The organism is Blastomonas sp. UPD001 (assembly GCF_003426715.1).
In the GTDB taxonomy this organism is placed as follows: Bacteria; Pseudomonadota; Alphaproteobacteria; order Sphingomonadales; family Sphingomonadaceae; genus Blastomonas.
On sequence record NZ_QKVT01000143.1, the window covers coordinates 1 to 10709 of the forward strand.

General features: G+C 61.4%; 22 protein-coding genes. 4 read left to right on the forward strand and 18 right to left on the reverse strand.

The window, feature by feature from the left end:
* On the reverse strand, positions 1-572 hold a 572-nt coding region (locus DM995_RS19795; RefSeq protein WP_157973392.1), incomplete at its 3' end, for a hypothetical protein.
* Positions 573-604: 32 nt separating this feature from the next.
* Between DM995_RS19795 and DM995_RS19800 the strand changes: the two genes are divergently transcribed.
* Positions 605-1390 (forward strand): LPD38 domain-containing protein, encoded by a 786-nt coding sequence (locus DM995_RS19800; RefSeq protein WP_116970787.1) that lies wholly within the window; start codon positions 605-607, stop codon positions 1388-1390.
* Here DM995_RS19800 and DM995_RS19805 read toward each other — a convergent pair.
* Genes DM995_RS19805 through DM995_RS19820 form a run of 4 tightly spaced genes read right to left on the reverse strand, consistent with a single transcriptional unit; the run spans position 1371 to position 4208 of the window.
* Positions 1371-1856, reverse strand: coding sequence for an HNH endonuclease signature motif containing protein (locus tag DM995_RS19805; RefSeq protein ID WP_116970788.1), 486 nt, complete (start codon positions 1854-1856; stop codon positions 1371-1373). The two genes, DM995_RS19800 and DM995_RS19805, sit on opposite strands and share 20 nt — an antisense overlap.
* Positions 1853-3229, reverse strand: a complete 1377-nt coding sequence (locus DM995_RS19810; protein ID WP_116970789.1) for a class I SAM-dependent methyltransferase — start codon at positions 3227-3229, stop codon at positions 1853-1855. Before DM995_RS19810 ends, DM995_RS19805 begins: the two co-directional genes overlap by 4 nt.
* Positions 3226-3933, reverse strand: a complete 708-nt coding sequence (locus DM995_RS19815; RefSeq protein WP_198669525.1) for a phage antirepressor KilAC domain-containing protein — start codon at positions 3931-3933, stop codon at positions 3226-3228. The genes DM995_RS19810 and DM995_RS19815 overlap by 4 nt, the downstream gene beginning before the upstream one ends.
* Positions 3930-4208 (reverse strand): hypothetical protein, encoded by a 279-nt coding sequence (locus DM995_RS19820; protein WP_116970790.1) that lies wholly within the window; start codon positions 4206-4208, stop codon positions 3930-3932. The genes DM995_RS19815 and DM995_RS19820 overlap by 4 nt, the downstream gene beginning before the upstream one ends.
* Positions 4209-4298: 90 nt before the next feature.
* Here DM995_RS19820 and DM995_RS21475 point away from each other — a divergent pair, with 90 nt between their 5' ends.
* From DM995_RS21475 to DM995_RS19830, 3 genes are read left to right on the forward strand one after another with little or no spacing between them, the layout of a single operon-like run.
* Complete coding sequence (locus tag DM995_RS21475; RefSeq protein ID WP_157973394.1) at positions 4299-4502, forward strand: hypothetical protein; 204 nt, start codon at positions 4299-4301, stop codon at positions 4500-4502.
* 20 nt (positions 4503-4522) lie between these two features.
* Positions 4523-4786: a hypothetical protein gene (locus DM995_RS19825; RefSeq protein WP_116970791.1), complete on the forward strand. Its 264-nt coding sequence runs from the start codon at positions 4523-4525 to the stop codon at positions 4784-4786.
* Complete coding sequence (locus DM995_RS19830; protein WP_116970792.1) at positions 4776-5162, forward strand: hypothetical protein; 387 nt, start codon at positions 4776-4778, stop codon at positions 5160-5162. Before DM995_RS19825 ends, DM995_RS19830 begins: the two co-directional genes overlap by 11 nt.
* 250 nt (positions 5163-5412) lie before the next feature.
* Here the strand turns inward: DM995_RS19830 and DM995_RS21480 are convergent, their stop codons facing one another.
* The 13 genes from DM995_RS21480 to DM995_RS19880 form a co-directional block, all read right to left on the reverse strand.
* A complete protein-coding gene (locus tag DM995_RS21480) occupies positions 5413-5610 on the reverse strand; it encodes a hypothetical protein (RefSeq protein ID WP_157973396.1) in 198 nt (65 codons plus the stop codon).
* Entirely contained in the window at positions 5603-5938 is a 336-nt protein-coding gene (locus DM995_RS19835) for a hypothetical protein (protein WP_116970793.1), read from the reverse strand. Before DM995_RS19835 ends, DM995_RS21480 begins: the two co-directional genes overlap by 8 nt.
* 10 nt (positions 5939-5948) lie before the next feature.
* Positions 5949-6161, reverse strand: coding sequence for a hypothetical protein (locus tag DM995_RS19840; protein ID WP_157973398.1), 213 nt, complete (start codon positions 6159-6161; stop codon positions 5949-5951).
* Positions 6154-6618 carry a hypothetical protein gene (locus tag DM995_RS21485; RefSeq protein ID WP_157973399.1) on the reverse strand — a complete coding sequence of 155 codons (465 nt, stop codon included), beginning with the start codon at positions 6616-6618 and terminating at the stop codon, positions 6154-6156. Before DM995_RS21485 ends, DM995_RS19840 begins: the two co-directional genes overlap by 8 nt.
* Positions 6596-6847 carry a hypothetical protein gene (locus DM995_RS19845; RefSeq protein ID WP_116970795.1) on the reverse strand — a complete coding sequence of 84 codons (252 nt, stop codon included), beginning with the start codon at positions 6845-6847 and terminating at the stop codon, positions 6596-6598. The genes DM995_RS21485 and DM995_RS19845 overlap by 23 nt, the downstream gene beginning before the upstream one ends.
* Positions 6844-7020 (reverse strand): hypothetical protein, encoded by a 177-nt coding sequence (locus DM995_RS21490; protein ID WP_157973401.1) that lies wholly within the window; start codon positions 7018-7020, stop codon positions 6844-6846. Before DM995_RS21490 ends, DM995_RS19845 begins: the two co-directional genes overlap by 4 nt.
* Entirely contained in the window at positions 7017-7364 is a 348-nt protein-coding gene (locus DM995_RS19850; protein ID WP_116970796.1) for a hypothetical protein, read from the reverse strand. The genes DM995_RS21490 and DM995_RS19850 overlap by 4 nt, the downstream gene beginning before the upstream one ends.
* A complete protein-coding gene (locus DM995_RS19855) occupies positions 7361-7699 on the reverse strand; it encodes a hypothetical protein (protein ID WP_116970797.1) in 339 nt (112 codons plus the stop codon). The genes DM995_RS19850 and DM995_RS19855 overlap by 4 nt, the downstream gene beginning before the upstream one ends.
* A complete protein-coding gene (locus DM995_RS19860; RefSeq protein ID WP_157973403.1) occupies positions 7696-8091 on the reverse strand; it encodes a hypothetical protein in 396 nt (131 codons plus the stop codon). The genes DM995_RS19855 and DM995_RS19860 overlap by 4 nt, the downstream gene beginning before the upstream one ends.
* Before the next feature lie 296 nt (positions 8092-8387).
* Positions 8388-9122 carry a hypothetical protein gene (locus DM995_RS19865; protein WP_116970799.1) on the reverse strand — a complete coding sequence of 245 codons (735 nt, stop codon included), beginning with the start codon at positions 9120-9122 and terminating at the stop codon, positions 8388-8390.
* 209 nt (positions 9123-9331) lie between these two features.
* Positions 9332-9715, reverse strand: coding sequence for a type II toxin-antitoxin system VapC family toxin (locus DM995_RS19870; RefSeq protein ID WP_116970800.1), 384 nt, complete (start codon positions 9713-9715; stop codon positions 9332-9334).
* The gene (locus DM995_RS19875) at positions 9712-9969 is read right to left on the reverse strand and encodes a type II toxin-antitoxin system Phd/YefM family antitoxin (RefSeq protein WP_116970801.1); all 258 of its coding nucleotides are present in this window, start codon (positions 9967-9969) and stop codon (positions 9712-9714) included. Before DM995_RS19875 ends, DM995_RS19870 begins: the two co-directional genes overlap by 4 nt.
* 57 nt (positions 9970-10026) lie before the next feature.
* Positions 10027-10689, reverse strand: coding sequence for a sulfite exporter TauE/SafE family protein (locus DM995_RS19880; protein ID WP_198669526.1), 663 nt, complete (start codon positions 10687-10689; stop codon positions 10027-10029).
* Positions 10690-10709: the final 20 nt, after the last annotated feature.

The window sequence follows — 10709 nt, forward strand, 5'->3', positions numbered from 1 at the left end:
CATTCTGCCCACCCGTTGCGCTTGCAGAGCCTGTCCAGGCGCTGCTCCATGGCCTGCAGGCTCTTGGTAATGCTGGCCGTCATCTGCCCCGCCTCGGCGCGCAGTTTGTCGAGCGCGCCGCGAAACTCGGCGACATCGTTCGGCACTGCCAGCGGGCCGAAATACTGCTCGCGGGTTTCTCTGACATGCTGTTCGCTGCAGCCGATTTCCGCAGCAAGCCGGGTATCGGAATAGCCGTCCTTGTACTGCTTCGTGGCGTCGTCGTAATAGTCCTCGAGCGCCATCATCAGCATGCGATGCGCTTTTTTGGCGGCGTCCGATGGCGTCGGCCTGGGCTTCGTCTCTTCCATGGGTTGCGGTCCTGTAGCTTGGGGTCTTTCGGATTTGCGGCGATGCTCGGGGCACGCCATTTTGCGCCCGATGGTCCAGCCCTTGTGGGGCATCATCTTGGCGATCGCGTCGGGGTTCGAGCCAGGCTTCACCGGGACGTCGACGATGTGCCTGCCCTTGGCGCAAGGAATGTGCAGGGTCTGGCCGACGCGCGCGGTGGTGAAGTCGATCTCGCCGCCCAAGCCGAGGCGCTGCGCGCGGCAGCATCGCTGACATGCTGACCACCGTGATCGATGCCTTCAACCCGATCGGCGGTACGGAAAGCCTGCTCAACTTCATCTCGCCGACCATTGGCGACCCGCTGGTCGACCTCTTCCGCAATCGCGATTTCGCAGACCGCCCGATCATGCCCGAGCAGAATCCGTTCGGGCCACCCGAGCCGGACGCCCAGCGCTATTTTGGTTCGGTTGCCCCCCACTGGAAGGCCGTCACCGATTTCCTGACCATGGCCAGTGGTGGCGACGATGTTGTGCCTGGCGAGATCGATGTGTCGCCGGAAACGCTCGAGTACATGCAGGGCTTTGTGCTTGGCGCGGCCGGCGGCTTCGCCGATCGCCTCATCGGGCTGGGCGGCAAGCTGGTCAGCACCGATCCGGAAACCGAAATCAGCGCCAACGATTTTGCGTTCTATCGCAAGGTGGTCGGCGATGTGCCGCCCTGGCAGGCCAAGTCCTCATTCTACGAGCGGCTGAAAGAGGTCGAGCTGGGCCTTGATCGTGCCAAGAAATATGCCGAGGCCGAGCGATGGGAGCAGTTCGACGCCTATGTCGAGCAGAACGCCGACGTGCTGTCTCTGGAAGCCGCAGCCAAGGCGGCGCGCAAGGAGCTCCGGGGCATCAGGAAGGCCAAAGGCACTGTGCAGCAGGCCTATGACCTAGGCAAGATCGACGAGGCCACGTACAACTCCGAGCGCGCGGTCTACAAGCAGGCCGAGGATCTGGTGATCAGCCAGTTCAATACCCTGTGGGTCGCGCAGGTGATCAAGCCTGCCGCTCCTTGAGCGAACGCCTTCTGACAGCATCGCACTGGCGGCACTGTCGCTGGCCCTGCCTGGTATAGCGAACATTGTCGCCGCTCAGCGGATGACCCCTGATACAAGTATTCTTGCGCGTGTTAACCGCCGAGCGGGAGTTGCTGCGCGCGTTGTTGAGCTTTGGCGTCGTAGCGTTGAGGTGATCGGGGTTGCAGCAGCCCGGCACGTTGCAGAGATGATCGATCTGATAGCTCTCGGGTATTGGGCCGTGCACCAGAATGTACGTGACGCGGTGCACCAGCAGCATCCTGCCGAACACCATGATCCGCGCGTAGTTCTGCGCTGACACCCGGCCATAGCGCCAGCAGCCGGTGGCATCGATCCTGATCTTCTTGGCAACGGCCGCGGCTAGCTTTTCCTCAAGGTCGAGCCCGATAATGCCAGGCTGCTTGATGATGCGCGAGGTGAGACGCTTGAATGCGAGTTGGTTCATGCGTCCCCCCTCGGCGCGCGGATCTTGAGCATGCCAGTCGGTACATTCGTACCAGCCTCAGCAAAGCTACCGGGAGGCAGGTCACGCCATTCGCCCTTAAGCTCGCCGTGATCGTAGTGAGCAGTGGCGGGGAGAATCGCTACCAATTCACCACCCGGCCTGAGAAATCTAAGGGCGTGGCGAACGTGCTTCACATAGTGCCGGCCATAGAACGGCGGGTTCATAATAATCTTTTCGAAAACAGCGGTCGGCTCGGCCTCAAGAAAATTGCCCGTCACCACTGCATGACCTTTTGCGCGCGCTTGGGCAGCGCGGCCTTCGTGGTATTCATAGCCAAGCGCATTGCATCCCCGCGAGCGCAGCTCGTCCATGATCCGACCATCGCCGCACGAAGGCTCGAGAACCTGTGGCGCAGCCCTCCCATGCCGACTTGACCATGCGTCCCGCCGGTGAATGTCGGCGAAGTCCAACGCAGCCGCGACAACAGCAGGGGGTGACCAGTAAAACTGCAAATCCTTGGCGACTGCGCGCGAGGGTTGCGGTTTGGTGTCGTCCTGCTCCGCGTCCGGCAGCACCTCGCCGTAGAACTCGGCCAGCGCCTTATTGATGTCGAACAATGCCCACTTCTCGAAGAACACATGCGCATTGCCGTTGCCGAATTTTCGGACGGTCATGCCACGGTCGACCGTAGCCAGCGCCTCTGGCTCGCGGCGATGGCCGGGGCGCGGATCGATGTAGCTGCGTCCGTCTAGTACAGCGTCCTCTCCGGCATCATGGGTGAATCCGATTGCGCGAAGCTCTGCCCAGTCAATCTGGGGCTTGCCCTGATAGGTCGCCAGGGCGTTGACCATATCAACGAACCTGTCCCGCCCCCATCCGCTGCCATAGTCGCCCCAATAGGGCAGAATGACGCGCTTCGGCAGGCCTTTCACGCCGAGCCGCACCTTGCTGTGCGACTTATAGGCTGGATCGAGCGCGGTAAACGCTTCCGCTAGGCCGCGCAGGATATGCCAGCGAGGGCGGATGAAATAATCGCCGAACGTGGCTTTCGCGTTCTCCAGCGTCAGCTCTGGCGGCGCGGCCATCGTGCGCTTGAACAGTTCCTTGTCCTTCGCGCTGGCGATCGCGGCGATGTTGAGCTTGTTATAGACCGCCTGCCAGCCACTCTTAAGCAACACTGCCTGCAAATGCTTCTCGTGCGGGCTTGGGTCGCTGATAATCGTCTCAACAAAGGTACCGCGCACGGTGGCTGCATTGCGCATGGCCGTGCAGGCTTCTGCCAGTGCCGCAATCGCAGCCGGGATGCCATCGCGCTTACGCTCGTATTCCTCGACGATGTCGGCGACAGTTGTGGGCAGCGCGACCTGGTTCATGCCACCAGTTCCTGCTGAACGCCCAGCGCCTCGCCGAGCTTGGCAAGCCCGGCTGGCGTGACACGGACCTGTTCGCGCACCCGGTCAACACCATCCGGCCCGGTCACCGTCGTCACCTTATGCTCGAGATATCCCGCCTGGGTCTTGCTGCTGTAGCCCAGCCAGCTGGTGCCATGCCGCCGGTAGATCCAGTGGTGGCGGTGCAGCCAGTCGAACAGCTTTCGAGGCGGCATCTGCAGGGCCTTGGCCGCGTCGGTGATGCAGAGGCTTCCGTCAGCGACCGCAAGGCGGTTGAAAGCCTCAACCTTGGGCGTCATAGTCTCGATCTGCTCCTGCTGCGCCAGTACCTTCTCGGAATAGGTCAGCAGCAGGCCGCGCATGGCAGCGGGATCGTTGAGCAGCTGCATGGGGTCGGACCGCTTGCGAGCTTCCAGTTCCTGCCAGCGATCAATGATCTTGGCGCGCAGGTGCACATCGTAGCCTGAAACTAAGATCAGGCACTCACGCTTGGGAAGCTGGAAACCAGAGGTGTAGCCGCGAGCATCCTTGGTTTCGATGACATGGCTCAAATCTGAGCCATCGGCCAAAGCGTCCAGCATGACGCGAATATCACGGATGACGTTTTTGTGCTCTTTGCCAGTCAACTCGGCAATCTCGCGGCTCGACATGGTCTGGACGCCGCTGGGCATCGTGAGCGCGTTCACTGCGAAGCCCTCCCCGCCAGCAGGTCAAGGTCGCGGGCGATGAACGCAATGTTCTCGACTTCGACCAGACCGGTTCCAGCATCGCGCATGATAGCGGCAAGTTTCATGCGAACGTCGTCGATATGTCTGGCGGGCGATCTGAGTGCGGTTTCGAGCGACACGATGGATGCGTCGATCAAAATGTCGGACGCCTCATCGTCCTGAGACACGGCGGCCATGGCCAAAAGAGAGTCGTGAAAAGCGAGCGCAGTTGTGGTAGCGGCGTCAGCAGCCATCTTCGTTCTCCTCGGGAACGGGTTGGTCAGGGCGGTAATGGAGGTGCGAACTCCCTTGCCGCCCGCAATTTATGGCGCTACAAAACACCCATGTCAATTGATGGCGCTAAAAAACATGGCCGGGGGCGTCCTCGGGTCGACAGCGAGCCGGTCAATGTGCGCGTGGACAGAGCGATGATCGAGGCGATTGACCGCTGGCGGGCGCTCGAAGATCCGGAGATGACCCGCCCCGAAGCGATGCGGCGTCTGGTCGAATATGCGCTCGCGGTGGCGGAGACTTCCGGCAAGAAGTAATTCCTGTTATATCGGCGGCCATGGTTCTCAAAGATCGCGCGATCGCCCTCGCCCTCTGCCTGCTCGCAGCACTGTTTGCGGCTCTCCTGGCAGTCCTCTTCCGCTTCGAAATGGTCAGCACCGCGCGCAATGCTGTTGCCCGCCTCGACCACTGGAACGGCACCATCGTGCTATGCGATCACAGCGGCTGCATGGAACCGCCGGTGGCTAGTGCGATCAAACCTTCCTGGCGTGAGAAGGTTTTGCCAGCCGAACCGGACGAGGGGAATATCGATGCAGACTGAGGGGCGGCGAGACTGGAAGCGCTTGGTCACATGGCCGCTGATCGGATTTATTGTTGGGTATCTTTGCACCCCGATCCCAGCTGATGTCGCTGGCGACCCGGTGGGGACAACGGTCACATCAATTGCCGTTGGGCTGTTTTATGCCGTAGCCGCTGTTGTCATCGCTGGAATTGTGACCATGGTGTCCAAAGCCAAATCCAAGACCTCGATCCCATTTAAGGATATGGACCCCCTCGTTTCGATAGCGGTGTGCATAATGCTCGCCGGCGGGGCTTCGCTGCGCGCGTTTTCCGAACCCTCCCTGATGCCTTTCTTTCTGGCAATCTATCCCATTTTTAGAATGGCTCGGGCACCGTTCAAGTTCTCTTCCCAATAGCCCCTGTCTGCCATTGCGATCCTGATCTGGATAGCCTTCGCCGCGCTGCTCTATTACGGGCTGCGCGTTCTCAATCCGCCGTATCGCTCGCGCTGGTATCCGGCAGTCGTGACGGGGGCGGTGATGCTGGCGTTCCTGGCGGCGGGTTCAGCCAATGCGTGGCTCCGGGGTCGGGACGAACCCGCAAACACGAGCCGGTTTTGCGAGTTTCCAGACTGCCCGCCAGATCGGCCGGAATGACAAGCGGCCATCACCCTTCAACCTTACCCATGTCGCTACCCATGGCGGCGGCAAGATTGACTTTGGCTATTTCTTGGCAGCGATAACAAGCGTGGCCATCGTCCACGCACGCCCACTGCTCCGGCTTCACATTCTTTCGGCGTGCAGCAGCAATCGCACGGCGCATGTGCAAGCCGAAGTCGGCTAGCCTGTTCGTTTTCTTACCCATGACTTTCTCCCGTGATGGCGGCGATGGCTGCGCGGGCAGCGTGCGCAGCCTGCCCGTAGCCCATGTAGACCTTGGCTTGCTCAGGAAAGGTGTGGGCGCTTGACATAATCGCCCTTGCCACCCTCTCCACCATATCGCTGTCAGCAGGGCGGGCGGCGATCATGGCGCGGTAATGATCGGCGACAAACCAATCGGCGCACGACATTTCATATTCGTCAGCTTCTCTGGCGACTTTTTGACCCGCTGCAATCATCGCCTCAGTCGGCTCCACCGGCACCAGGACGTAATCACCAGCAGGGTGGTCGATCTGTTCCGCTGTCTTATCCATGCTGTGCCTCCTAAATCCCTGCCGCCTGTTCGACGGTGAGGCTATCGCTTGCGCCTTTACCGCGAACGATGACGATACGGTCAATGGTGTCCCAATGAGGCCCGCGCTCAACGACATCGTGAATGTCCTCCAGCTCGTGCAGTTCGTGCGTAACATCGACCAGCCCCACCGCATCGGTGCGGTAGTGGATCGTGGCTGACCAGCGTAGTTTCTGGTTATCCATGCTGTGCCTCCCATGCTGAAAGGGCTGCGCGGACGGCAGCATCACGGTCGATCTCGTAATAGCCATCATGGCTGACAACGTTCGCGACATCCAATGCGGCTTCAACGATTGCCTCCACCAGCGCGGATGCGTCTGGCTGGGAATGGGCATAGAGCGGGGCTTCTGACCATCCGATATAATCGTCGCTTGTCCCGCCTGTGTCAGCGTCGAAGCGGGTTAGGTGGACCTCTTTTCCAAATTCGTGATGCGTATACATCCAAGCCACGGGGCCCGGTCCGCCTTCGGCGGCGCCTCTGATAGCGATAAGCAATGCCTCTTCGTCATTGATGTTCGCGGGGTTGGCGCATGGCGAGCGCACCGCTGCCATGGGCAGGCCGACCTGTCCGCATTTGGTGCATGTGCCTAGGAACGGTTCGCCTTTAGGGCTGGTGCGTTCAAGAGAATGTGTGTCGGTCATCGGTCTGTCCTTTCAGATGGTCGCCGCGCTCGATGGCTTCGGCCAAGACGGCTGATGTCAACGCCGAAACTCTGGCGTGCTCTGAGATATGACGCGCCAGATCGGTCATCTGCCCGTCAGTCCTGCGCATCGGGTTGTTTGCTTTTTCGTGATACCATTCGGATCGTTCCCGCAGCCAAGCGACTATCGCCTCTCGTTCATTCATCTGCGGCTTATCCTGTTCGGTCATGTGGTGGAGCCTTTCGGTTGGTGGCGGTCAAGCACAGGCTCAACCTCAGCCATGACGGCTGCGGCGGCGTCTCGTGACTGTTCACACCCGCTTGCTGCGCGCACGTAGGTCAGCACCTCCCACATGCGGGCAGCGGCGGTGTAAAGGTCTTGCGGCTTATCCTGTTCGGTCATGAAATGCCGTTCCTTTCGCAGAAGGCGACCCAGTTGGCCCAGCGGGCGGGGTCTGTGCTGGCCTGAGCCGCGTTGCCGTTCATGCTGCTGGCTGGCACGCCAAGGCCCTCGATCGGCAAATGCGGGGTTGCGCCGAGCAGCGGCACGTCATCGTCATAGAGGCCGTAATACCAATCGGCAGGCGGTTCCTGGCCGCAGTGCTGGCAGTAGCGTTCGCAGCCCTCGCTGACATAATCGTGATCGTCGCAGCAAGCTGGGCAAATGGCGCTTTCTGGGGTAATGTAGACCAGCACGTCATCAGACCCGCATTTGGTGCAGAGCGGACGATAGTTCTGTTCGGTCATGACGCACTCCTTGCGCGGATCGCGGCGGCGCAGAGAGCAATGGCCGGTGTCGCTGCGAACACACGGGGGCTGCCCAAAACCCAGGCGCTTGCCCGCACATGATCGGGGCGCACGCCGCTGCAAGTGTAGCCTTCGATTGACCACTCACGATCTGGCGGCACCAACTGCATGGCAGCGTCGATGCTGGCGGTGTAAAACGGCGTCTCTTCTGCACTGTGCATCTCTGCATAGACATGATCGACAACGTTGCCGATCACCTCATGGACAAGGCAATCCAGCGCCCTATCCGGCCCCTCCGCCCTCTCGATCCGGGCGGCTAGTTCTTCGTGGGTCATGATGCGCGGACCTTTGCTTTGCGCAACAGACGTTCCAGACTGCTGCTCTTGGGCTTGCGGGGAGACCACTTCGGGCCAAGTGCGCCGGGCTTGATGTAGTCGGTCAGCATCTCGGGCCGCTCTGGCGTCTGCACTGGCCTGCGCGCATCCATCTGCTCGCGCGTCTCAAACATCGGGTGCCCTAGTCGTGGCTGGAAATTGTATTCCCAATCCCGCCTGTTCACGATGTCCTCGCCAATATCCCGTGCACAGTCGGCGCAATACCAGCTATGCGAGCCATGGTTCCACCAGAGCGCAGGCTCGGCTTGGCACGACTGCCGATTGCACGCGCCGCCTTCCATCCCCTTGTTGGGCTTGTGCGGCGCGTCCAAAGGCAAATCACCAAAAGCCATCATTCATCTCCAATCTGGTCTGTCATTACTGCGCACTCCCTGACTTGCCCCGCGCCCGACGCTTGGCGCGCTTGCTGAGCGGCTTCGGGCTGGTGACGTATGTGACGTTCTCGCGCTCAGCCAACAGCGGGCGCTTGAGGCGGCGAGGCTTACGCGGGCTTTCATCGGCGATTGGTTCGGGTATATCCGGGGCCGACAAAAGCCCTGTCGCTGCGAGGGCAGCAAGCCCGTAGATCGTATGCAGGTTTCGATGCATTACTGCGCACTCCTTGCGGTTGGGTGGGTGGCGAGGCGGGTCATGCGGCCGCCGAGTTGCAGTGGAAGCCGCAGCCGCCGAAATCAGCGCCCCGAACCTTGGTCGATTGGTTCACGGGGATCTGATCGAGGGTGCCGCGAATGTTGACCGTCTTTCCGCTCGCGTCCTTTGTGCGACCAAGGATCACAAGTTGCGCACCAAACCGCTTTTCCTGGTCATTCCGCCTAGCGAACACCTCGGGAAATTCCTTGCGGATCAGGGCCCAATAGTTCGGGCTCGAAGATTTGACGCAGCCGATGCAATTGCCGTTCGGCATCCCAAGGTCATAAACAACCGGGCGGCGGATGCCGTGCTGGCGAAGGATTGCGTGCGTGTCCTTCTTGGTCAGCCCCATTTCGATCAGCGGCGCTCGCTGCTTCAGCAGCGGGTAATCGGCAACCATCCCATCGAACCGCGCCGAATCGAGCTTGTCAGCAGTGTAGCCCCAGTGGTGCAAATCGCTCGGAAGCTGAAAATCCATGCGGGGCGCGAATTTCAGTTCGCTGGCGCAAGGCGCGCCGTTCCTACCAGACAGGTATTTGCGATCCTCAAACACATCATCGACGGTTCGATATTTGGGCGAATGCAGCCGGATGATCTGCTTGCCATACCATTGCTCAAGATCGTCAATGAAACGGCGGCTATCGGGATGGACGCTTTCCGCCAGGTCACAATGGACAGGGATAGCGCCCGGGTTGTCCATCAAGGCCATGTGCGCCATGACAGCGCTGTTCACGCCGTCTACCCAAAGCAGATCGCGGCCCTTGCCCCAATCGAGCGGGAGGGTGCCTTGTTGCGACCCTCGAGTCATCAGCAGGCCACCAAAGGATTAGACATTCCCCCCGGGACGCCGCAGCATTGCGTTGGACGCGGCGACCCCGTTAGACAAAAAATATCGTTATTTTTCAGGCTAGGCCCGTTTTCTACTCGGGGAGCCAGCCTTTTTCAGATCGCGCTGACAATATCCGTCCTGGCAAAATCATTGCCGACATAGAGCAGCGCGCATTCCCGATCCTTCGCGATCTGGTACGCGAAACAGTCTCCGAAATTGAGCGATGCCGGGTGATGGCCCTTGCCCCATCGCGCATAGCTCTCTGCGACTCGCTTCGCGGCATCCTCGGTCACAGCGACAATCTCGATGCCGAGACCTGACACCATCTGTGCCATTTCGGGGCCAAGATTGCGTCCAGCGGAAACGATCAGCGCTTCCGACAGCGTGGCGGCCGACATGATCAGCCGCTGATCGGACGATAGACAGTCGGCACAGGCCGATGCTGTGTCCTCATCCAGCAGGATCGCCATCAGCGCCGACGTGTCGACCGCGATCATCGCGGCAGGCCGTCATCGTCATAGAGGTGATCCTGGCTGCGCGCCGCCCCGGCACCAGGGCTGGCTTTGCCCGCAACGGCGCTGCGGACGGCGGCGAGCACCTTCTTTCGGGCGGCGGCGGTGGTCACCGGGGTTACAGGCACGATCCGGACCACGGCCTGGCCGTGCCGGGTGAGCACCACTTCCTCGCCTGCCTGGGCGCGCCGCACGAGGTCGGTCAACTGGGCCTTGGCGTCGGATACAGACACGTCCATTCAGGGTCTCCGCAACAGTCGGCCAAAATTAGACCAACATCTGGTCCAAATCAAGCGCTAGCCCCCGAACCGCTGCCACAGCAGCTGCCCTGCGACGTACAGGATCAGCACCGCCGTGCCGATGCGGATCACCTTTTGCGGCAGCAGCTTCACGCCAGCCAGGCTGCCGATCTGCCCGCCGATCAGCACCGCGACGAACAGCGGCCAGTAACCCGCGATCGCCGCCGAGGTCGCGGCGGCATCGGCCTTCATCAGTTGCCCGGCCAGCCCGGCGAGCGAGTTGACCAGAATGAACACGCTGGCGCTCGCGGCGATCTGACGGGCGCTCGCCCAGCGCAGCAGGTGCAGCACGGGAGCGAGGAAGATGCCGCCGCCGATACCGACAATGCCGCTGAAAAAGCCGACGCCCATGCCGATCGGCACGCCGAGCCAGGCGAGGCGCTGGTCCGCCCCCTGCCCCGCCTTCGGCTCGCGCTGGAACAGCATCAGCAGCCCGGCGACGAGCAGCGCGGAGCCGAGCAGCGCGACGAACAGCGGCTTGTCGACGGGCAGCCTCCCGCCCGCCCAGGCGCAGGGCGCGGACAGCAGCAGGATCGGCCAGAGCGGCTTCCACGGCACCTGCCGCGCGCGGGCGAAGCGGATGGTGCCACCGGTCACGACGATCAGGTTGCACACCAAAGCAATCGCCGGGAGCAACCGGTAGTCGGTCCCGGCGAGCACGAGCAGCGCGTTCTAGGTCG

Excerpts from the sequence above, each read along its gene's own strand:
- DM995_RS19870 (WP_116970800.1), bottom strand. The coding sequence starts at position 9,715 with ATGATCGCGGTCGACACGTCGGCGCTGATGGCGATCCTGCTGGATGAG.
- DM995_RS21480 (WP_157973396.1), bottom strand. The coding sequence starts at position 5,610 with ATGGGTAAGAAAACGAACAGGCTAGCCGACTTCGGCTTGCACATGCGC.
- DM995_RS19820 (WP_116970790.1), bottom strand. The coding sequence starts at position 4,208 with ATGGCTGCTGACGCCGCTACCACAACTGCGCTCGCTTTTCACGACTCT.
- DM995_RS19850 (WP_116970796.1), bottom strand. The coding sequence starts at position 7,364 with ATGACCGAACAGAACTATCGTCCGCTCTGCACCAAATGCGGGTCTGAT.
- DM995_RS19860 (WP_157973403.1), bottom strand. The coding sequence starts at position 8,091 with ATGGCTTTTGGTGATTTGCCTTTGGACGCGCCGCACAAGCCCAACAAG.
- DM995_RS19835 (WP_116970793.1), bottom strand. The coding sequence starts at position 5,938 with ATGGATAAGACAGCGGAACAGATCGACCACCCTGCTGGTGATTACGTC.
- DM995_RS21475 (WP_157973394.1), top strand. The coding sequence starts at position 4,299 with ATGTCAATTGATGGCGCTAAAAAACATGGCCGGGGGCGTCCTCGGGTC.
- DM995_RS19825 (WP_116970791.1), top strand. The coding sequence starts at position 4,523 with ATGGTTCTCAAAGATCGCGCGATCGCCCTCGCCCTCTGCCTGCTCGCA.
- DM995_RS19805 (WP_116970788.1), bottom strand. The coding sequence starts at position 1,856 with ATGAACCAACTCGCATTCAAGCGTCTCACCTCGCGCATCATCAAGCAG.
- DM995_RS19830 (WP_116970792.1), top strand. The coding sequence starts at position 4,776 with ATGCAGACTGAGGGGCGGCGAGACTGGAAGCGCTTGGTCACATGGCCG.
- DM995_RS19875 (WP_116970801.1), bottom strand. The coding sequence starts at position 9,969 with ATGGACGTGTCTGTATCCGACGCCAAGGCCCAGTTGACCGACCTCGTG.
- DM995_RS19810 (WP_116970789.1), bottom strand. The coding sequence starts at position 3,229 with ATGAACCAGGTCGCGCTGCCCACAACTGTCGCCGACATCGTCGAGGAA.
- DM995_RS19845 (WP_116970795.1), bottom strand. The coding sequence starts at position 6,847 with ATGACCGAACAGGATAAGCCGCAGATGAATGAACGAGAGGCGATAGTC.
- DM995_RS19800 (WP_116970787.1), top strand. The coding sequence starts at position 605 with ATGCTGACCACCGTGATCGATGCCTTCAACCCGATCGGCGGTACGGAA.
- DM995_RS21485 (WP_157973399.1), bottom strand. The coding sequence starts at position 6,618 with ATGACCGACACACATTCTCTTGAACGCACCAGCCCTAAAGGCGAACCG.
- DM995_RS19840 (WP_157973398.1), bottom strand. The coding sequence starts at position 6,161 with ATGGATAACCAGAAACTACGCTGGTCAGCCACGATCCACTACCGCACC.
- DM995_RS21490 (WP_157973401.1), bottom strand. The coding sequence starts at position 7,020 with ATGACCGAACAGGATAAGCCGCAAGACCTTTACACCGCCGCTGCCCGC.
- DM995_RS19855 (WP_116970797.1), bottom strand. The coding sequence starts at position 7,699 with ATGACCCACGAAGAACTAGCCGCCCGGATCGAGAGGGCGGAGGGGCCG.